At 60.3% G+C, this 19,596-nt stretch carries 22 protein-coding genes; 8 read left to right on the forward strand and 14 right to left on the reverse strand.

Annotation, left to right across the window (positions count from 1 at the left end):
- Nucleotides 1–179: 179 nt before the first annotated feature.
- Nucleotides 180–1,415, reverse strand: coding sequence for a cyanate transporter (locus GWQ29_RS09095; protein WP_275919262.1), 1,236 nt, complete (start codon nt 1,413–1,415; stop codon nt 180–182).
- Nucleotides 1,408–1,932: a nucleoside deaminase gene (locus tag GWQ29_RS09100; protein ID WP_275919263.1), complete on the reverse strand. Its 525-nt coding sequence runs from the start codon at nt 1,930–1,932 to the stop codon at nt 1,408–1,410. Before GWQ29_RS09100 ends, GWQ29_RS09095 begins: the two co-directional genes overlap by 8 nt.
- 109 nt (nt 1,933–2,041) lie before the next feature.
- On the opposite strand from GWQ29_RS09100, the gene GWQ29_RS09105 reads away from it, so the two are divergent.
- On the forward strand, nt 2,042–2,884 hold the full coding sequence (locus tag GWQ29_RS09105) for a LysR family transcriptional regulator (protein ID WP_058395718.1): 843 nt from the start codon (nt 2,042–2,044) through the stop codon (nt 2,882–2,884).
- Nucleotides 2,885–2,915: 31 nt separating this feature from the next.
- Here GWQ29_RS09105 and GWQ29_RS09110 read toward each other — a convergent pair whose 3' ends face one another.
- The 3 genes from GWQ29_RS09110 to GWQ29_RS09120 form a co-directional block, all read right to left on the reverse strand.
- Nucleotides 2,916–3,383, reverse strand: a complete 468-nt coding sequence (locus tag GWQ29_RS09110) for a GyrI-like domain-containing protein (RefSeq protein ID WP_219593663.1) — start codon at nt 3,381–3,383, stop codon at nt 2,916–2,918.
- A 23-nt stretch (nt 3,384–3,406) separates the two neighbouring features.
- Nucleotides 3,407–3,562, reverse strand: a complete 156-nt coding sequence (gene rsmS, locus GWQ29_RS09115; RefSeq protein WP_005310018.1) for a pleiotropic regulatory protein RsmS — start codon at nt 3,560–3,562, stop codon at nt 3,407–3,409.
- A gap of 84 nt (nt 3,563–3,646) precedes the next feature.
- Complete coding sequence (locus GWQ29_RS09120) at nt 3,647–4,117, reverse strand: acyl-CoA thioesterase (RefSeq protein WP_021141144.1); 471 nt, start codon at nt 4,115–4,117, stop codon at nt 3,647–3,649.
- 201 nt (nt 4,118–4,318) lie between these two features.
- On the opposite strand from GWQ29_RS09120, the gene GWQ29_RS09125 reads away from it, so the two are divergent.
- Both GWQ29_RS09125 and GWQ29_RS09130 read left to right on the forward strand, forming a co-directional pair.
- Nucleotides 4,319–4,969: a tellurite resistance TerB family protein gene (locus GWQ29_RS09125; protein ID WP_005310022.1), complete on the forward strand. Its 651-nt coding sequence runs from the start codon at nt 4,319–4,321 to the stop codon at nt 4,967–4,969.
- A 195-nt stretch (nt 4,970–5,164) separates the two neighbouring features.
- The gene (locus GWQ29_RS09130; RefSeq protein WP_275919264.1) at nt 5,165–5,623 is read left to right on the forward strand and encodes a GNAT family N-acetyltransferase; all 459 of its coding nucleotides are present in this window, start codon (nt 5,165–5,167) and stop codon (nt 5,621–5,623) included.
- A 64-nt stretch (nt 5,624–5,687) separates the two neighbouring features.
- Here the strand turns inward: GWQ29_RS09130 and GWQ29_RS09135 are convergent, their stop codons facing one another.
- On the reverse strand, nt 5,688–7,130 hold the full coding sequence (locus GWQ29_RS09135; protein ID WP_275919265.1) for a PLP-dependent aminotransferase family protein: 1,443 nt from the start codon (nt 7,128–7,130) through the stop codon (nt 5,688–5,690).
- 120 nt (nt 7,131–7,250) lie between these two features.
- Between GWQ29_RS09135 and GWQ29_RS09140 the strand changes: the two genes are divergently transcribed.
- Genes GWQ29_RS09140 through cydX form a run of 3 tightly spaced genes read left to right on the forward strand, consistent with a single transcriptional unit; the run spans nt 7,251 to nt 10,087 of the window.
- On the forward strand, nt 7,251–8,822 hold the full coding sequence (locus GWQ29_RS09140) for a cytochrome ubiquinol oxidase subunit I (protein WP_275919266.1): 1,572 nt from the start codon (nt 7,251–7,253) through the stop codon (nt 8,820–8,822).
- Entirely contained in the window at nt 8,822–9,949 is a 1,128-nt protein-coding gene (gene cydB, locus GWQ29_RS09145; protein WP_265421595.1) for a cytochrome d ubiquinol oxidase subunit II, read from the forward strand. The genes GWQ29_RS09140 and cydB overlap by 1 nt, the downstream gene beginning before the upstream one ends.
- A gap of 24 nt (nt 9,950–9,973) precedes the next feature.
- Complete coding sequence (gene cydX / locus GWQ29_RS09150; protein WP_005310033.1) at nt 9,974–10,087, forward strand: cytochrome bd-I oxidase subunit CydX; 114 nt, start codon at nt 9,974–9,976, stop codon at nt 10,085–10,087.
- A gap of 69 nt (nt 10,088–10,156) precedes the next feature.
- Here the strand turns inward: cydX and GWQ29_RS09155 are convergent, their stop codons facing one another.
- The 4 genes from GWQ29_RS09155 to GWQ29_RS09170 form a co-directional block, all read right to left on the reverse strand.
- Nucleotides 10,157–11,335, reverse strand: a complete 1,179-nt coding sequence (locus tag GWQ29_RS09155) for an MFS transporter (RefSeq protein WP_275919267.1) — start codon at nt 11,333–11,335, stop codon at nt 10,157–10,159.
- Between the two features lie 422 nt (nt 11,336–11,757).
- Complete coding sequence (gene dkgB, locus GWQ29_RS09160) at nt 11,758–12,561, reverse strand: 2,5-didehydrogluconate reductase DkgB (RefSeq protein WP_275919268.1); 804 nt, start codon at nt 12,559–12,561, stop codon at nt 11,758–11,760.
- 115 nt (nt 12,562–12,676) lie between these two features.
- On the reverse strand, nt 12,677–12,973 hold the full coding sequence (locus GWQ29_RS09165) for a putative quinol monooxygenase (protein ID WP_275919269.1): 297 nt from the start codon (nt 12,971–12,973) through the stop codon (nt 12,677–12,679).
- A 188-nt stretch (nt 12,974–13,161) separates the two neighbouring features.
- A complete protein-coding gene (locus GWQ29_RS09170) occupies nt 13,162–13,527 on the reverse strand; it encodes a VOC family protein (RefSeq protein ID WP_275919270.1) in 366 nt (121 codons plus the stop codon).
- A 37-nt stretch (nt 13,528–13,564) separates the two neighbouring features.
- Here GWQ29_RS09170 and GWQ29_RS09175 point away from each other — a divergent pair.
- A protein-coding gene (locus tag GWQ29_RS09175; protein WP_275919271.1) for an IS3 family transposase occupies nt 13,565–14,715 on the forward strand; the annotation gives its coding sequence in 2 pieces (ribosomal slippage) (nt 13,565–13,793 and nt 13,793–14,715; 1,152 coding nt in all).
- 84 nt (nt 14,716–14,799) lie between these two features.
- On the opposite strand, the gene GWQ29_RS09180 is transcribed toward GWQ29_RS09175, so the two are convergent.
- From GWQ29_RS09180 to GWQ29_RS09190, 3 genes are all read right to left on the reverse strand, one after another.
- Nucleotides 14,800–15,405 carry a DJ-1/PfpI family protein gene (locus GWQ29_RS09180; RefSeq protein WP_005310045.1) on the reverse strand — a complete coding sequence of 202 codons (606 nt, stop codon included), beginning with the start codon at nt 15,403–15,405 and terminating at the stop codon, nt 14,800–14,802.
- A 51-nt stretch (nt 15,406–15,456) separates the two neighbouring features.
- Nucleotides 15,457–15,828, reverse strand: coding sequence for a DUF6404 family protein (locus tag GWQ29_RS09185; RefSeq protein ID WP_265448538.1), 372 nt, complete (start codon nt 15,826–15,828; stop codon nt 15,457–15,459).
- 539 nt (nt 15,829–16,367) lie between these two features.
- The gene (locus GWQ29_RS09190; RefSeq protein WP_275919272.1) at nt 16,368–16,754 is read right to left on the reverse strand and encodes a DUF6404 family protein; all 387 of its coding nucleotides are present in this window, start codon (nt 16,752–16,754) and stop codon (nt 16,368–16,370) included.
- Between the two features lie 191 nt (nt 16,755–16,945).
- Between GWQ29_RS09190 and GWQ29_RS09195 the strand changes: the two genes are divergently transcribed.
- The gene (locus GWQ29_RS09195) at nt 16,946–17,848 is read left to right on the forward strand and encodes a LysR substrate-binding domain-containing protein (RefSeq protein WP_275919273.1); all 903 of its coding nucleotides are present in this window, start codon (nt 16,946–16,948) and stop codon (nt 17,846–17,848) included.
- A gap of 207 nt (nt 17,849–18,055) precedes the next feature.
- On the opposite strand, the gene glpK is transcribed toward GWQ29_RS09195, so the two are convergent.
- A complete protein-coding gene (glpK, locus tag GWQ29_RS09200; protein ID WP_005310059.1) occupies nt 18,056–19,558 on the reverse strand; it encodes a glycerol kinase GlpK in 1,503 nt (500 codons plus the stop codon).
- Nucleotides 19,559–19,596 lie beyond the last annotated feature (38 nt).

Below are 19,596 nucleotides of genomic sequence, written 5' to 3' on the forward strand. Positions count from 1 at the left end.
ACCCTCCATATGGGGTCGGTTAATATGTTTAAAATCAATGTGATATGAAATCATCTGTTGATGATGTACACAGCTGGCAGTGGTGAGGGGCATGATGGCAACCGTTTTGCCAGCGAGGAAGCGGGCAGGCAGGAGACATCCTCACCCGGTCGGTGTGAGGATGTGCTGACGCAGAAGGGTCAATTGACGGCGACGGGGTTGGGGGCCGGCTTGGCCAGCCCCATTACGCTGGGGTAGCCGCGGGGATCCAGGCGCAGCACCAGCAGGCTCATCAGCGCCAATCCCCCCAGTTGCCACTGCCAGGCGGCCGCGAAGTCGCCACTCAGATGATGGAGGCGGGCCGCAACCCAGGGGCCGGTTGCTGCCAGCATAAAGCCGAATCCCTGCATCAGGGCGCTGAGGGTACCGGCGCGGCGTGGGTCGGGCAGGTGATCCAGCGCTATCACCATGATGAGGGAAAAGCTGCCGCCAAGCCCGGCGCCGCACAGCATGCACCAGAGGATGGGGGCGGCTTGTGGCGCGAGCCAGAGGCCGCCAAATCCTGCTACCTGCATGATGATGGCAAGGCCCATCCAGGGGCGGCGATCTGTGTTGCGTGCCGCCAGCAGGGGCAGGCCGAGACCGCTGGCTGTCTGGGCCAGCGCCAGCCAGGCCACCAGCTCGCCCCCTTGCTGGGCGCTCCACCCTTGCGCCATATAGGCGGGCGCAAGCCAGGCGACGACGATGCCGTAGCCGCTGTTGATGATGCCAAAGCAGCCTATCAGCAACCAGCTGCGGGGCAGGGTGATCAGCCGCTGCTCACCGTGGGGAATAGCCACCACGGCGGCGCTTGGCAGGCGGACTTTCCACGCCAGCCAGACCATGGCCAACAGCACCGGCAGACTCCACAGAGCGAGCGCCCGCGACCAGTCGAGGCTTGCCGCCAGTTGCGGGGTGAGGCTGGCTCCCAGCGCTCCGCCCCCCATCATGCAGGCCGAGAAGATCCCCATCACCAGTGGCACCTTGTGGGCGAAGCTCTGCTTGATAAGGCCGGGTAGCACCCCTTGCACCAGCGCCGAGCCGAGGCCACAAAGCGCCGCGCTGGCGATCAGCAGGGCGCCGCTTTGGGCATCAAAGCGCATGGCGTTTCCCATCCCCAGCAGCAAGAGAGCAGCCCCCAGCAGTTGGCTTGGACCCGTGAAGCGGCGCAGGCCAGGGGTTATCAGCACGCCGACCCCAATGAGCCAGAGGGGCAGCAGGGTGAGCCAGGCCAGGGTATCCATGCCGAGGCCAAGGCGGTTGTCTATTGCTTGGGCCAGCGGCCCTATGGCGGTGAGAAAGGGACGCAGATTGAGGCCAATCAGGATCACCAGCACCAGCAGGGCCAGCGTCTGCTTGCTGTGGTGCAGGGTGCTGGCGGGCAGGTCCTTACTCATGGGCTGGTTCCGCCTCTGAGTTGTCTCCATAGAGCGCGGCGGCGCCGAGGGAGACTGGCAGTTTGATGAGGGGCAGAGGTGGCGGGCTGAGGGGCAGTCGCAGCTTGTCATAGCTCGATGTGCTGTCAAAGCCGAAGGGGGCCGCATCATGGTTATCAAAGGCGTAATAGACGGCGCGGATACCGTTCATCACCAGCGCACTCAGGCACATGGGGCAGGGGTGGCCGCTGGCATAGACGATGGCGCCCGCCAGCGGCCCGGATTGGCTGGCCTGGCGCAGGGCTTCCAGCTCCGCATGGCGGGTGGGGTCACCCTCCAGATGCATGGCATTGACGGCGCTTGCCACCAGTCGGTCATTTTGCACCAGCAGGGCTGCGAAGGGGCGACCTCCTCGCTGCCGATTCTGCAGGGCCAGTTGCAGCGCCTGCTCCAGCCACTCTGGATGGGAAGGGGCCGTGAGGGCGGTCAGCGACGAGACAAGGTAGGAGCCTGAGGGCTCGGCAGGAGAGTGGGGCATAAGAGAAACCTTGAACCTATAGGGGAGCAGACCAGCCTAGTGGTGCCATCAATCATTTGGAAATTAAATGATAGAATGACATCCAGTAATTTCGTAAATGGATAATGCCATGCTGGATCCCCTGTTGCTGCGCAGCTTCGTCGCCATCATAGACACGGGCAGCTTCACCCGTGCCGGTGAGCGGGTACACCTGACCCAGTCCACCATCAGCCAGCAGATACGGCGCCTCGAGCAGCAGCTCGGCTGCCCGCTGCTGGACAGAAGTGGTCGTCAGGTGGTGACCACGGCGGAAGGTGAAAAGCTGTTGGGGCTGGCCCGCCGCATTCTGGCGTTGCTGGCAGAAGCCGAGGCACAGGTGACAGAAGCGAGCCTGCAATTGAGCCTGGGGGTGCCGGAGGATTTCGCCGCCGGCGCCATTGCCCCCGTGTTGGCCGCGTTTGCCCGCCAATATCCACAGGTGCGGCTGGAGGTACAAAGTGGCCTCAGCCACGGGATTTGGCAGCGCTTCGAGGCCGGTGAGCTGGATCTGGCGCTGGTCAAGCAGGGCCGGGGGCGAGGAGCACCACTCGCCAGCTGGCGTGAACCCCTGGCCTGGGTCGACAGCCGCGACTGGCCTGCCTGTGATCGGGATCCCCTGCCGCTGGTGGTGTTCCCAAGTGAAGGGCTCTATCGACGCCAGATCACGGATGCGCTCGATGGCCTCGGGCGGCGTTGGCGCATCGCTTATGTGAGTGCCAGCCTCGCCAGCTTGCAGGGTGCGGTGAGCGCCGGGATCGGGGTCAGTCTGCTGCCAACACGTCTGCTGCAACCGGATCAGGTGGCCCTTTCGCACTGGCCCAGGATCAATCCGGTCGAGTTGGCCCTGCACCTGGGGGCGGAGCGGGGCGAACCCCTGGCCCGCCTCAGCGAGGCCCTGATCGCCCTGTGTGACCAGGTGATGGGGCCTGCCTGAATGGGTCGGGCGCGCTGTTGAGGGGCCCGCCTCAGGCCATGGCCTGGCGCGGCACAACGGCGAGCCAGAGTTCCACTTCGCCGCTGCCGGTGTGGGGGTCATATTCGGCGCCATATCGCTCGAAGTCGGGCTGGTGGGCAGACTGGTAATCCGATTGCGCCAGCCAGTCCAGCGCCTGCTGCCAGGTGTTTGGCATGGTCGAGACATGACCCTGATGCAAAAAGACGGCATAGGTCTGGGGCTGGATGCGCATCCGCCCCAGCGTCTTGGGCAGTACCTCCAGCGCGGCGACTTCCACCGCACACATATATTCGCATTCCGTGGCGGTCACGCCGCAAATGACGCCATAGGCATGCTCCCCCAGCTGGCCCGGCAGCGGACCCAGGGCGCTGAAATCGCGCCACTGACCGCCGAAGTCGGCGTGCGCGAAGGCATGATGGCGACGCAGGCCGCCAAACAGCATGGGGCGGCCACTTTCGAAACGGATGGGATCTGTCATCTTGCCTCCTGTGCGGGGTGAGGTCAGTGATCCTTGCCTTCCTTGAGCTTGCGTTGATAGTCCTCGGACACGATGGCCAGCGCCGCCAGCGCCAGCGCCGGATCGATCCGGTTGGTTTCCAGCAGCTCGATAAGATCCACCGCCAGCTTGACCTCGGGCGGGGCATTTTCCAATGACATGACAGACTCCGTAATGGGAAAAGCGCCATTATACAGAGCCGCACCCGGATAGGGACCGGCCCTGTATCACGGGCGATGAAGGGCTCAGAGGTGCTGACGCATCTCCTTGTCTATCTCTTCGCGCAGGGCCATCAGTTTTTTGGCGTATTGCTGCAAGCTCAGATCGGCGGCCGAGACAGGTTGCCACTGGGGCACCCTGGTCGGCGTGCCCGTCTCGTCCATGGCGACGAAGATGATGATGCAGTGGGTGGTCTTGTGGCGCTGCCGGTCCGCTGGATGGCGGCTGTAGACATCCACCGCCAGGTGCATGCTGGTGGTGCCAGTGTGGATCACCTGGGCGTGTACTTCCACAAGCTGGCCTATCTGGATGGGCCGCAGGAAGCGGATCCCCCCCACGTAGACGGTGACCGCATAGCCGCTGCACCAGCCGGCGGCGCAGGCGTAACCGGCCTGATCGATCCACTTCATCACCATGCCGCCGTGTACCTTGCCGCCAAAGTTCACGTCGGCGGGCTCTGCCAGAAACTGCAGGGTCAGCTCGCGGGGTGGGGTCATGCTCTCTCCTTGTCTTGACATGGTCGCGGTGCCGGTTGGTTCATTGGCGCCATGGCGGGCCTGAGAAGCTGGCCAGCATTTATGTCAGGTATACCGCGAATGGCGACAAGATGCACAGCGCCTGGCGTGATATTGGGCGCGTATTCACTCTTGGTTCATAAACTCGGCGCAAGCATGGGGGGTCAATTGCGAGGAGTCATGATGAAACAAATGCTGGATCAGTTGTTGGGCGCTGGCAAAGGTTGGCTCAACGAAGGCGGCGACAGCCGTAAGGCGCAGATGAAGGGTGTGGCGCAGGGCGGCCTGGCTGCCGGTGCCATGGCCTTGCTGCTCGGCAACAAGAAGATCCGCAAATATGGCGGCAAGGTGGCGGCGGTGGGCGGTGCAGCGGCCCTCGGCGGGCTGGCCTACAAGCTTTATCAGGATTGGCAGGCCCAGCAGTCGAGCCCGGCGCAGCCGACCCAGCCCCTCGATACCTTGCAGGGCAATGCGCTGGATGCCCGTGCAGCCTTGCTGGTCCGCGCCATGGTGGCGGCCGCACGGGCCGACGGTCATATCGACAGTGCCGAGCGCGAGAAGATCCAGCAGTACCTGACCGAGCAGGGGCAAAGTGACACGGCGCGCTGGATTGACACCGAGCTTGCCCGCCCCCTCGACCCCCATGCCCTGGCGCGTGAGGTGACCGACATGGAGCTGGCCACCGAGGTGTACCTTGCCTCCCTGCTCGCCATCGAGACGGATCACTTTATGGAGCGCGGTTATCTCGACGAGCTGGCCCGTGCGCTCAAGCTCGATGACAACCTCAAGAGCAGCATAGAGCGGCAGGTAGCCCAGCTGAGCGCTCCCGCCTGACAGGAACCAATACCATCGATAGCCGATAACGCCCCTGTCATGGGGCGTTGTTGTGTGTGCATCTTGCTGCCATCAAACTGCACTCGGATACGATTGACCCTTTTTGTTGTCGGTGACTCCCCCTATGATAAGCCGTTCCCCGCAGGCTAAAGTGGGGATCACTTTGTCAGCAGCAAGCCATGCAAGGAGCATCCATTGGAAATACGCAGGGCAGCAGAGAGCGATATTGACGCCATTGTCGAACTGAATCGGCAAATAGGCTTGATGCACTTTGAGCATGTGCCGCAGGTGTTTTGTGCTCCTTCTGTCGAGGAGCGAGATTTTCTGCTCAATACCATCAGAAACGAAGGCCGTCTGTTTTGTGTTGCCGTGGATAATGAGCAGGTGTTGGGGTTTCTGAGCGCAAGAATCGACATCAATGAAGCCATCCCCTTTCTCACCAAGTTGCCCATCTGTCACATCAGCTCTGTGGTGGTGGATGAAAACCACAGATCCAAAGGTATAGGCAAGGCGCTGATTGACCATTGCGATGGCTGGGCCAAGGCCCATGATGCCAGCCAGATCAAGCTGGAAGTCATGTCATTCAATGAGAGAGCCAAGTCGCTTTACGAGTCCCTCGGCTTTAAACGACAGTCTGAAATTTATGCCAGATAGCCCCATGGATCAGGCTCGCTGCGGAGCCTCTTGGCTGTACGGATAGCCGTCGACCAGGCCCCAGTCACGGGGCCTTGTGGTTTCCGGCATCCAGATGGGGCGCAAGCTGCTGGTGAATAAGTTCGGCCAGCTGGGCGAGGGCGGTTTCCAGTTGGGGGCTCCAGGGATGGGAGCTGTTGAGGCGCAGGCAGTGGTTGTACTGCCCCTGACTGGAGAAGAGCGCGCCGGGCGCCAGTGAAAAGCCGCAGGTGAGCGCCCGGGCGTGCAGTGCCCGGCTGTCGAGACGGGTGTCAAATTCCAGCCAGAGGAAGTAGCCGCCATCGGGGGCGCTGATGCGCACTTCATCCGGAAAGAGGCGCAGCAGGGCGGCCCGCATCTGTTGCTGGCGCTGGGCCAGGGTGTGGCGCAGACGGCGAAAATGGGCATCTACCCCGCCCTGGCGCAACATCTCGGCCAGTGCCAGCTGGCTTGGCACATTGGTCGACAGGGTCGACATCAGTTGCAGCCGCTGAATGCGCTCGGCATGGGGCCCCGCCACCACCCAGCCGACCCGAAAGCCAGGGGCCAGGCATTTGGAAAACGAGCTGCACAGCAGGCTGTCGCCCCGCACATCCCAGCACTTGAGCGGTTTGGGCCGTTCACGGCCAAAGTAGAGATCGGCGTAGACGTCGTCCTCCACCAGTGGCACCTCATGCTGGCTCAGCAACTGCATCAGCGCCTGCTTGTGGCCGTCTGGCATTGTGTGGCCCAAGGGGTGCTGCACATTGCCCATCAGCCAGCACGCCTTGATGGGGCGCTGGGCCAGCGCCTCGGCCAGCAGGGCGAGATCGATGCCCACCCCCGGGATCACGGGGATCTCCACCGCATTGAGTTTCAGCCTCTCTATGGCCTGCAGGGCGCCATAGAAAGTGGGGGATTCCACCACCACCCAGTCCCCCGGCTCTGTCAGTACCTGCAAGCTCAAGGAGAGTGCCTCCATGGCCCCGGTTGTGATGATGATCTCCTGCGGGCTCACCGCCAGGCCATCACTGGCGTAGCGCTGGGCGATGGCGCGGCGCAGCGCCTCGTTGCCGGGAGGCAAATCGGCTACCGTGCTGAAGGGATCGAGTTTGCGCATGCAGCTCGCCAGTGCCCGCCCGAGCTGGGGATGGGGGAACAGGGTCGGATCGGCCACCGACATGCCAAGGGGCACCAGTTCCCGCGACTTGCTCGCCTGCAGCACCTCGAACACCAGATCGTTGATGTCCACCGAGCCTGTGTAGTGCGCTTGCTGCTGTGCGCTGGCTCGCAGCGGGGAGGGGGCGGCCTTGACGTAGTAGCCGGACTGGGGTCGCGCCAGTATGAGACCGCGGCTTTCCAGCAGCTGATAGGCCTGCAGCACCGTCATGGGGCTCAGATGGTGGATCTTGCAGCTCTGGCGGATGGAAGGAATGCGCTCCCCCGCTTGCCAGACGCCGCTCGCTATCTGTTGCTGCAACTGATCTGCCAGCTGGCCGTAGAGGGACATGGAGTACCCAAACTGTTATAGGTGTAATTCACTATAACTGCATCTGTTATAGGTGTCATGACCCATGGTGTACTTAACGGACGAGAACCTGTCTGTTAAATGCAACATAGAGAGTCATGCATGATAAGCCTGGATGATGTGGTCAGCCTGTCCCGAATACAGTTCGGTGCGACGGCGATGTTCCATTTTCTGTTTGTGCCCCTCACTCTGGGGCTGTCCTGGATCCTGGTGATCGCCGAGTCGGCCTACGTGATGACCGGCAAGGTGATCTACAAGGACATTACCCGCTTCTGGGGCAAGCTGTTTGGTATCAACTTCGTGATGGGAGTGACCACGGGGATCACCCTGGAGTTCCAGTTCGGCACCAACTGGGCTTACTACTCCCAGTATGTGGGGGACATCTTCGGTACCCCGCTGGCGGTGGAGGGGCTGATGGCCTTCTTCCTGGAATCCACTTTGGTCGGCCTCTTCTTTTTCGGCTGGGACAAGCTCTCCCGTGGTCAACACCTGCTGGTGACCATGCTGGTGGCGCTCGGCTCCAATCTCTCCGCGCTCTGGATCCTCATTGCCAACGGCTGGATGCAAAACCCGGTGGGCGCCGAGTTCAACCCCGTCACAATGCGCATGGAGCTGGTGGATATCGCCGCCGTGCTGTTCAACCCTGTGGCTCAGGTCAAGTTCGTGCATACGGTGGCGGCGGGTTATGTGGCGGCCTCCCTGTTCGTGATGGGGATCAGCAGCTGGTATCTGCTGCGCCGCATGGAAGTACGTTTCGCCCTGCGATCCTTCGCCATCGCTTCGGGCTTTGGTCTGGCCGCCATCCTCTCGGTCATCATACTGGGTGACGAGTCGGGCTATACCTCGGGGGAGGCGCAGAAGGTCAAGCTCGCCGCCATCGAGGCGGAGTGGGAGACAGAGCCAGCCCCGGCCGCCTTCACCCTGTTCGGCTGGCCCGATCAGGATGCCGAGACCACCCATGCCGCCGTCAAAATCCCCTACCTGATGGGCATCATAGCCACCCGTTCCCTCGATGAGGTGGTGACCGGCATCAAGGATCTCAAGGTGCAGCACGAGGCGCGGATCCGCAGCGGCATGCTGGCTCATGATGCGCTGGAAGCGCTGCGGGCAGATGGCAACAACGCAGCCGCGCAGGCCACCTTCGAGCGTCACCGTCATGATCTCGGTTACGGCCTGCTGCTCACCCCCTATGCCAGGGAGATCGGCAAAGCAGATGAAGGGGCCATTGCCAGGGCCGTGGCGGACTCAATCCCGCAAGTGGCGCCACTGTTCTGGAGCTTCAGGCTGATGGTGGGGATTGGCATAGTGCTGCTGGTGCTGTTTGCCGCCTCTTTCCTGCAACTGTGTCGTGGCAGACTGGTGCAGTCGCCGCGCCTGCTCAAAGTACTGTTCTGGAGCATACCCCTGCCCTGGATTGCCATAGAGGCGGGCTGGTTCGTGGCCGAGTTCGGCCGCCAGCCCTGGACCATCAGCGACGTGCTGCCGGTGTCTGCCTCCGTCTCCTTGCTGCAACCGGGCCAGCTCTGGTTCAGTCTCATCGCCATTTGTCTCATCTACACCAGCCTGCTGGTGGTAGAGCTGTTCTTGTTGCGTCATGTGATCCGCAAAGGGCCTGCCAGCCTGCAGACGGGTCGTTATCAAGGTGAAGTGTTGCAAAACGGGAGTCCTGCCTGATGGATTACGAAACCCTGAAATTGGTCTGGTGGGGGCTGGTGCTCTTCATGCTCATCGGCTTCGTGGTGATGGATGGCTTTGACTTGGGGGTTGGCCTGCTGTTGCCCCTGGTCGGCAAAACAGACGATGAGCGGCGGGTGCTGCTCAACAGTGTGGGCCCTGTGTGGGAGGGCAATCAGGTGTGGCTGATTGCCGGTGCAGGCGCCCTGTTTGCCGCCTGGCCCCTGGTCTATGCCGCCGCCTTCTCGGCGCTCTACGTGCCCTTCATGTTCCTGCTGTTTGGGCTTTTTCTGCGCCCGGTCGGCTTTGACTATCGCAGCAAGCTGGCCTCACCCCGCTGGCGACGCTGGTGGGACAGAGCCCTGGTGACGGGAGCCCTGCTGCCGACCCTGGTGTTTGGTGCGACGCTCGGTTTTCTGCTGCAAGGCTTGCCGTTTCGCTTCGACGCTGCCCTGCGCATCCACTACGGTGCCTTTGAGTTTCACTGGCCCTTGTTGTTGACCTGCATGGGCACGGCACTGGCCCTGCTGATGCTGCACGGTGCCAGCTTCTTGCAGTGCAAGACGCAAGGGATCATCGCCGAGCGCTGCGCCCGTCAGAGCCTCTGGCTCGGCCCCCTTGCCAGTGGCCTGTTTGCCCTCGGCGGCGTCTGGCTCAGCCAGATGGCGGGTTACCAGATCAATGAGATAGGTGATCTCAATGGTGCCCTCACGCCGCTGATGAAGCAGGTGGGGCTGGCGCCGGCGGGTTGGTTCACCAACTTCCTGTCGCACCCCTGGCTCTGGAGTGTGCCGGTCCTCGGCCTCTTGCTGCCAATGGTGAGCACGCTGGCAAGCAGTTTTGGCCGGGCGCGGCTGGCCATCCTTGCCAGCGGCGGTGCCTGCGCCACCATGATGCTGACCATCGCCATCGCCCTGTTCCCCTTCGTACTGCCCTCGTCGCTGGATCCGTCGAGCAGTCTGACCCTGTGGGATGGCACCTCCAGCGAGCGCACCCTCTTCATCATGCTGGGGATAGTCGCCGTGCTGATGCCCATCAATATCGGCTACACCCTCTGGGTCTACCGGGTGGTGCGGGGCAAGGTGAGCACCCAGCAGGTGCGCCAGCACGGCCATAGCCTCTACTAACTCAACTAAAGGGACATCTCGACTATGTGGTATTTTACCTGGATATTGGGGCTGGGGTTTGCCCTGCTGTGCGGCTTGGTCAACCTGCTCTGGCTGGAGGCCCGCTGGGCCGCTGACGAGGATCTCAAGGAGTCTTGAGTCCGCTATAGCTTTTTTGGATATGGAAAAGGCCGACACCCAGTGTCGGCCTTTTGTCTGCACAAGGGTTTAGAGTGCCAGCGCCAGTCTGGCTTCGCGGCGCTCGCTGACATGGGTCAGCCCATAGGCCAGCAGCACGATAAGGGCGCCAATCCAGGGTGTGTGCATCAGGCCCAGGTGTTCCACCACCAGGCCACCCACCACGGATCCCAGTGCTATGCCGACGTTGAAGGCGGCGATGTTGAGGCCGGAGGCGACATCCACCGCATTGGGGGTATGGCGCTCGGCCTGTTGCACCACCAGCACCTGCAAGCCTGGCACGTTGCCAAAGGCAAAGGCGCCCCACACCAGCACGGTCAGCACCGCCAGCACAGGGTGTGGCGCAGTGAAGGTGAGAGTGAGCAACACCAGCGCCAGACCACCGAACAGCAGTTTCAGGGCGGGCAGGGGGCCCAGTCGGTCTGCCAGCTTGCCACCCCAGATATTGCCAAAGGCTACAGAGACACCGTACACCAGCAGGATCAGGATCAGGCTCACGGCACCGGCACCAAAGCCGCTCACCTGCTGCAAGATGGGAGCGAGGAACGTAAAGGCGGTGAAGGCGCCGCCGTAACCCAGGGCTGTCTTGGCATACACCAGCAGCAGCGGTTTCTTGGTCAACACGGCGAGCTGTTCGCGGATGGTCGAGGCCGCCCCCTTGGGCAGGTTACTCGGGATCAGCAGCAGGCTGCCTACCATGGCGATCAGCCCCAGCAGGCTCACCACCAGAAAGGTTTCACGCCAGCCAAACACCTGACCAATCCAGGTGCCGAGTGGCACACCAGTCACCAGCGCCACTGTCAGGCCGCTGAACATGATGGCGATGGCGCTCGCCGCCTTCTCTTTGGCTACCAGGCCGGTGGCTATGGTGCTGCCCACCGAGAAGAAGACCCCGTGGGCCAGACCGGTCAGCACCCGAGCGACGATCAGGCTCTCGTAACCCGGTGCCTGCCAGGCCAGCAGGTTGCCGGCGGTAAAGAGCGCCATCAAGCCCACCAGCAGCCACTTGCGCGGCAACTTGCCAGCGAACGCAGTCAGCAGCGGCGCGCCTATGGCCACCCCCATTGCATAGATGCTGACCAGCAGGCCCGCCGAGGGGAGCGAGACATTGAGTTGTTCTGCAATGGTGGGAATAAGCCCCACGATCACGAATTCGGTGGTACCGATCGCAAAGGCACTCAGGGTGAGGGCAAATAATGCCAGTGGCATACAAACTCCTTGGATAGGGACTCCCGACGGGAGAAGGTGGCCAGTATGCCGAGTCGCTTTGGTGGCAAAAATGACGGTAACGTCAAATTACTTTTGCCAAATCAGCATCAATAGGCGACTCTGCTGTGCCCCGTTCGACCAAGGATGACGGCAGGCCGGGAGCGTGAAGGCGAGATAAAGAGGGTTTGAGAAAAGAAGTCTTGAGAAAAGAGGGGAAAGGCGGAGAGGAAAGCTGGGGGTGGGCATGGCTGGTGGCTAGCCGGGGTCAGGATTGGAAGAGGGGTAACAAAAAACGGGAGGCATTGTGCCTCCCGTTTTGGTGCTTTCTGGCGCTGTCGTCATGGGGGAGTCCCTATGATTCTCACGCCTTCCAAGGGGGCCTTTACTCTCCCTTGAGCAGGGAAAGTTCGTGAGGGCCGAGTTTAGTCCCAGGCCGGCGCAAAGTCGGGGTCGGCGCAGCGTTCACCCCGCTCCAGGGTGGCGATCTGGGCCATCTCTTCACTGCTCAGGGAAACCTCGAGGGCGGCCAGATTGGCGGCTTGATGCTCCCGCTTGGTGGAGCTCGGGATCACCGTCATGCCCTGGGCCAGTAGCCATGCCAACGACACCTGGGCTGCCGACACCTTGTGGTACTTGCCTATCTCCATCAAGATCGGCTCACTCAGCACCTTGCCGTAAGCCAGCGGCATATAGGCGGTGATGGCGATGCCCTGCTCCTGGCAGAATTCCACCACCTTGCGGTTTTGCAGCAAGGGGTGGATCTCTACCTGCTGGTGAGCGATGGCGCCGGGACCCAGAATGGCGATGGCTTCTTTAAGCTGGGTAACCGTGAAGTTGGAGACCCCAATCCCCCGGGTCAGGCCCAGGGATTTGGCTTCGGCCAGCTGCTCCAGATAGACCGCCATCGGCACCTCGTCGTTGGGGGAGGGCCAGTGAATGAGCGCCAGATCCAGATAGTCGGTGCCCAGCTTTTCAAGGCTGGTTTTCAGGCTAGGGATCAGCTTGCCTTCGGCAAACTCGCTGGTCCACACCTTGGTGGTGAGGTAGATATCCGAGCGGGGCACCGAGGTCGTCGCCAGCACCTCGCCCACTTCGCTTTCGTTGTCGTAAATCTGGGCGGTATCGATATGGCGATAGCCGAGCGCCAGGCCGGTGTTCAGGGTCGCAAGCAGTGGCTCACCTTTCAGGCGAAAGGTTCCCAGACCCATGGCAGGCATTTTCATCATCAATTTCCTCAAATGGGGTGTTTGGCCCTTGCCCAGAGCAAAGGCGTTGGTTTGGTGCAAAGGCCGTGGCGGCGGTGCAAGTTGGCAGCGCCATCGTCAACGAGTCTCGGGGTATTCAGGCCGGCAGTCGGCGGTAATTGCGAATATTGCTGCTGGCAAACCAGGGCTCGGCCGTGGCGATAAAGTCGAGGAAGTGAGATTGCTGCTGGTGGGCCTTGAGCGCGGCTTCGCTCTCCCACTCTTCGTGCAGCATCCAGCCATGGGGATTGTCCCTATCCTGATGCAGCTGGTAGCGCTGGCAGCCCGCCTCTTGCAGGGTGGCTGCAATCAGCGGCTCAAGGGCGGTCCGAAACTGGGCGGAAAATTCGGGTTTGGCTTCAAGTTGGGCAATCACAATCACGGGTGATGACATCTGAACCTCCTTGCTAAAACGAAGGTCAGTATGCCTGCCGCAAGGGGAGGGGAATAGGGCAACAGTCGCAAAACACTATTGAGAAAAGAGCAGCAATGAAAGAGCAGACGCTGCGCCAGAGGCCGATATGGGTGAAGGGTTAATAAGGGGGAAATAGAGAAGGGGACGGTTGGCGCGCCCCCTTGCCATCAGGCATTGGCCGGTTCGGACCAGACCGCAAACTCGTTGCCGCTGGGTTCGACAAAGTGGAAGCGGCGGCCACCGGGGAAGTCAAACAGCGGGCGGTTGAGGGTGCCGCCATGCTGGCTCACCTTGGCCTGGGTTGCCTCTATATCGGTGCTGTAGAACACCAGCAGGGCCCCCCCCTGAGCCGTGTGGCTGCACAGATCCGCTTTATAGAAACCACCATCCAGCCCCTCATCGGCAAAGGCGCAGTAGTCGGGACCGTAATCGACAAACTGCCAGCCAAATACGGCTTGAAAGAAGGCTTTGGTGGCCGCGAGATCACTGGCCGCAAACTCCACATAGTGAATCGCCCCCAGTTCCCTAGACACCTCAGAGCCTTAAAATGAGGCAACTATTGGAGGTGTTATGACCCGTCAGCGTTATCCAGAAACATTCAAAATCGAAGCGGTTAAACAAGTCACCGAGCGCGGGCGGCCTGTGGCTGATGTTGCACGAGCCCTCGGGGTATCCAGCCACAGTCTGTATGCCTGGCTCAAGCAGTACGGTAAGCCCGCTGACCAGCAGCACGAAGAGTCTGCCTTGCAAGCCGAGATACGCCGTCTGAAAGCCGAACTGCGCCAAGTCACCGAGGAGCGCAACATTTTAAAGGAGGCCGCCGCGTACTTTGCCAGCGAGTCAAGGAAAGGTACGCGTTCATAACCTCCCGACTCGACCGGTACTGTGTCGTTACCCTGTGCCAGACCCTGGGGGTTCACCGAAGTGGCTTCTATGCGTGGTTGAAACAGCCCGCGTCGCCACGGCAGCAGGAGGACGAACGACTGACCGGATTGGTCAAGCAATCCTGGCTGGAAAGTGGTGCTGTCTACGGTTATCGCAAGATCCATCGCGATCTTCGTGACTTGGGGGAAGCCTGCGGCAAGCACCGTGTGGCCAAATTAATGAAGCAGGAGGGGCTGCGTTCACAAACGGGCTATCAACGCCGTAAGGGGCATTATGGAGGCAAGAGCCCACAGGCGGCCCCAAACACGCTGGCACGTCAGTTTAAGGTGCCAGCCCCCAACATCTCCTGGGTGACTGACATTACCTGCATCCGCACTCAAGAAGGGTGGCTGTATCTGGCGGTGGTGCTCGACCTGTTCTCTCGCCAGATCATCGGTTGGGCGATGAGGCCACGTATGACGGCAGACTTGGCGGTTGATGCGTTATTGATGGCCGTCTGGCGGCGCAAGCCCAAGCAGGCGGTACTGGTGCATTCGGATCAGGGCAGCCAGTTTACCGGTGGTGAATGGCAGGACTTTCTGAAGGCTCACAACCTGAGTTGCAGTATGAGCCGACGTGGCAACTGTCACGACAACGCTGTCGCCGAGAGCTTCTTTCAGTTACTCAAACGGGAGCGGATCAAGCGCAGGATTTACCCGACAAGAGACGAAGCACGCAGCGACGTATTTGATTATATCGAGATGTTTTACAACCCAATCAGGCGCCATGGTTCCAATGATGGGCTGTCGCCGGTAGAGTTTGAAAAGCAGTTCAATGTTCAACAACAGAGTGTCTAGAAAACCCGGGGCGATTCATAGTTCAGTTTTTCATGGGTTTTCATATGGGTTATCTCCGTTGGTGTCGCTGCACAATATTACGAGTTAGCTGCGACAGGCTGCAGCAATTGATGACTGGATCAGTTCTTCATAGATATCCGCTTGTCCAGCTGGCAGGAGTTGCCGGTGAATCTCGCGACGTTTGGCGGTATTGCAGAGTCTTTCGGCTAACCAGCCGGTCAGATAGATCGATGATAGACAACCTCCTGCGGTGGCGATATTGCCCTCAACCACCAGTGGTTTATCTTGCACATCTACCCCCAGGGTGAGCAGGGCAGGCTTGGCATCCGGATGTGTCGTGGCTTGCTTGCCATCGAGCAGACCCAGTTTCGCCAAAATAAAGGAGCCTGCGCAGATCGAACCAATCAACTGTTTTGCAGGATCCAGTTTGAAAGAGGACATAAATTGCGGGTCGGCCAGCACGGCCGGAATACCTTGTTGTCCACTACAGAAAATGACGGCGTCGGCATCATTAGCTGCCATAAGATGGTCATCGGTGGTGACAGTGTTACCCAGTACGGAATGGTGGCTTGGCTTGGTGCCCAGTACTTTCACCACCCAGTCGTGCCTGGTTCTGCCAAGAATGTCTTTTATCAAGAAAAAATCGATGTCGGTAAAATCGTCAAAAAGAACAATGGCGATGGTATGCATTCGAGCTTCCTGCTGTTTTGTCTGGGGGAAATGAGCGATGGTGGGAGTAGGCTATTTGAATTCTTCACCATGGCTTTCCAGTCGTTCCCAAGGGATCAATTTCAGCTGCTTGCACCTAAGCCAGAGCCAACTTGCCATCAAAATACCGAATAATCCGGCAAACAGGGCTGTTTGGCGCAGTGCAAATAGCGGATCCATCCCCATGGGTTGCCAGCTGAAAAACCACATAAACAAGCCCCAGATCAGCCCGGCGCTCACGCCAAACCAGAGCGTATTGCTTAGCCAGCCCTGATAGTGAGGCGGTTTGACTGGGCAACCCAGCCTGCGCAGCAATCTGCACAGTGGCGGATTGTAGTTGGCATGCCATACCCCTTTGCTGGCCAGCTCCTGATGGGCTGCGGTCAGCCGCTTTTCAAATGTCATGGTGTTCGTCCTTGTTACGCGCTGGTTTCATACGATGCCGTTTTGGCTGCATTCTACTGGCAAACCATCAACGCGATGTGAGCTCTCTGTCACGTTATTTGTCTGCGCACTGTAAGCTCTGGCGTCACGGCACACTTGCCAATCCAGATCTGCTGCGACGATTAAGATCCTTACTCCTGTCGGGATTGCAGCAATGAATCCCTATTCTGATCAGTGATGGACATAGCCCGACCCGTTGCCAATCACTACAGGGCGGCCAAGATGGCTGGATGAAGCCTTCTTGCGATCACCATACCAAGGAAAATGGAAGCGAAGAGAGGGAGAGGATCCCTGCTGCGTTGATAGCTGTGCCAGTTGCCATTGTGGTGGCGGAAAAGTCGGTAGGCGAGTACCAACAGGACAATGGCGGTCTGAATGAGGCAGTGAATTGAAAAGCTGATAAAAAATTTAACGAAATAGGGCAAGGTTGAGAGTCCGTGTCTGTGAAATTTGCTTTTCAGCGCGTGGGTTGCACTTGGCTCAAATCCGAAGAGGGGGGGTCAGCCTTCTCCTGCCGCGCCTTCACTGATTGGTTGGCATTCCAGCTGCTCCCAGGTGGTCAAACCAAGCTGTCTGCGTGCCAGCCAGAGCCTGATTAAGGTCAAGAGGCCAAATATGACGGCGGATAGCGCTGTGCTGTACAAGGCAGAAACGGGATCCCTTCCCTCCGGGTACCAGACGAAAATCCACATCGTCAGACCATAGATCGGCGCCAGATTAAGGCCGGCACAGAGGAAATTGACCAGCCAGCCCGCGTAATAAGGGGGCTTGAGGGTACAGCCAATTTTACGCGGCAGTTTGAAAATCCACGGGTTGTAGTTGCATTCCTTGATGCCTTTGTCAGCCAAAGTCTGATGGGCGATGGTCAGCCGCTCTTCAAATGTCATTGATTTGTCTCATGCTGGAGTGGCTCCATACGGTGCTTTTTTGGCGGCATTCTACTGATTAAGTCGGCGGAGGGATAGTGCTTATCTCTGGGTGTTTCTCTTTAAAAAACAAGATCCGCTGTCAGAGTGCCCTTGCCAATCCTGAGCGATTACACCTATAAAGGCCCAATACTCTTGTCCGGATAACAGCAATGAAGACCCATTCTGATGAACTGACCCTGTTTGTGGCCGTGGTGGAGGCGGGCAGTTTTCGCCAGGCGGCGGAGAACCTGGGCATGGACAACTCCGTGGTGAGCCGCGGCATCAAGCGGCTGGAGGAAAAACTCGCCACCCTGCTGCTCAACCGCACCACCCGCCGAGTCAGCCTGACCGAGGAGGGGAGCTGGTTCTATCAGCGGGCGGTAAATATCCTGACCGAGATGAGCGAGGCGGAGGGGCATCTGTTGATGCGCAAGGAGCAGCCGGAGGGAATATTGCGGGTCGATGCGGCCACCCCCTTTATCCTGCATCGACTGGTGCCCATCATAGGCGAGTTTCGCCGCCGCTATCCCGCCATCGAGCTGCAACTGCACAGCTCGGAGGGTTTCATCAATCTGATGGAGCGGCGGGTGGACATGGCCATCCGGATCGGCGAGCTGACGGATTCTTCCCTGCGTGCCTTGCCGCTGGGGCGTTCGCGGCTGCGGCTGCTGGCATCCCCTGCGTATTTGAACGAACGTGGCACACCGCGCCAACCGGCGGATCTGCTGGCGGGCCACGAACTGCTGGGCTTTTTGCATCCCGATCACCTCAACCACTGGCCGCAGCTCAGTGCCGAGCAGGGGGATCGCTTCGCCATTACCCCGACTCTGCGGGCCAGCAGCGGCGAGACCCTGCGTCAGCTGGCGCTGGCGGGGCAGGGGATCGTCTGTCTGTCGGACTTCATGACAGGGCCGGATCGTGCAAGCGGGGCCCTGGTGGAGGTGCTGGCTCGCAGCAACAGCGGTGCCTCGCGTCCCGTCAATGCGGTCTTCTACTCCGATGCCCAGCGGGATATCCGGTTGCGGGTCTGGCTCGACTTTATCAAGGAGCAGATCGGCAGCCATACCCTGTGAGGGGGGAGTGGGAAGGGCCGACCCCTCCCGGCTTCCCCTTTGCAGGGGGAAGACGTCGCTGGCACCCAGCCGTGACAAGGGAAGGGATTTGACTGGCCGGCAGATATACGTTGCCAATGGCCGGAGTGGATAAAGAGCTCAAAGAAGAGGCCGACATCGCTGTCGGCCTCTTTGTATTTTCATCTCGGAAAGATGTCGGTTGCTCGATTAATCCTCTTCGGCCCAGCGGCGTGAACGCTCAACCGCTTTCTGCCAGCCGTGATAGAGCTTGTTGCGCTCTTCGTGGCTCATCTGCGGGATGAATTCACGATCCACGCTGAACTTGTCTTCCAGCTCGTCAGAGCTCTTCCAGAAGCCGACGGCCAGACCGGCCAGGAAGGCGGCGCCCATGGCGGTGGTCTCGATACGGGTCGGACGCACCACAGGGGTGTGCATCATGTCGGACTGGAACTGCATCAGGAAGTCGTTGGCAACCGCGCCGCCGTCTACCTTGAGGGCCGCCAGCTTGATGCCGGAGTCCTGCTGCATGGCATCCAGCACATCACGGCTCTGGTAGGCGATGGATTCCAGCGCGGCACGGATGATGTGGTTGCGGTTGGCGCCACGGGTCAGGCCGACCATGGTGCCGCGAGCATAGGGATCCCAGTAGGGGGCGCCCAGGCCGACGAAGGCCGGCACCAGATAGACGCCATTGGTGTCACCCACCTTGGAGGCAAAGTAGTCGGTATCGCGGGCATCATGGATGAGCTTCAGCTCGTCACGCAGCCACTGCACGGTAGCGCCGCCCATAAAGACAGCCCCTTCCAGCGCGTAGTTCACTTCCCCTTTCGGGCCGATGGCGACGGTGGTCAGCAGGCCGTTGCTGGAGCGAACCGGCTCTGTGCCCGTGTTCATCAGCAAGAAGCAGCCGGTACCGTAGGTGTTCTTGGCCATCCCTTTTTCGAAGCAGAGCTGGCCGAACAGGGCAGACTGCTGGTCACCGGCAATACCGGCGATGGGGATGCGGGAGCCGCCGCCACGGGTGGTGTAGCCATACACTTCGGAAGAGGGCTTGACCTCTGGCAGCATGGACAAGGGAATGCCCAGCTCGTCCAGCATCTTCTCGTCCCACTTCAGGTCGCGGATGTTGTAGAGCATGGTACGGGAGGCGTTGGTCGGGTCAGTGACGTGCACTTCGCCGTTGGTCATCTTCCACACCAGCCAGGTGTCTATGGTACCGAACAGCAGTTCGCCGTTCATCGCCTTCTCGCGGGCCCCTTCGACGTTGTCGAGGATCCACTTCACCTTGGTGCCGGAGAAGTAGGCATCCAGCACCAGGCCGGTGTTCTCGCGCACATACTCTTCCAGGCCACGGGCCTTGAGCTCTTCGCAGATGGCCGCGGTACGGCGGCACTGCCAGACGATGGCGTTGTAGATGGGTTTGCCGGTGGCCTTTTCCCACACCACTGTGGTTTCACGCTGGTTGGTGATGCCGATGGCGGCAATCTCTTCGCTGCGCAGGCCAGTCTTGGCCAGTACTTCGGTGAAGACGGAGGACTGGGTCGCCCAGATCTCCATGGGGTCGTGCTCTACCCAGCCCGCTTTCGGGTAGTGCTGGGTGAATTCGCGCTGGGAGGTGCCGACGATATTGGCATCCTGGTCAAACACGATGGCGCGGGAGGAGGTAGTACCCTGGTCCAGAGCGACGACATATTTTTTTTCAGCAGACATGATGTTCTCCACGTTTTTATTTTCCACGTTGTTACACG

The sequence above is a fragment of the Aeromonas sp. 2HA2 genome (assembly GCF_029237345.1).
Classification (GTDB): domain Bacteria; phylum Pseudomonadota; class Gammaproteobacteria; order Enterobacterales; family Aeromonadaceae; genus Aeromonas; species Aeromonas salmonicida.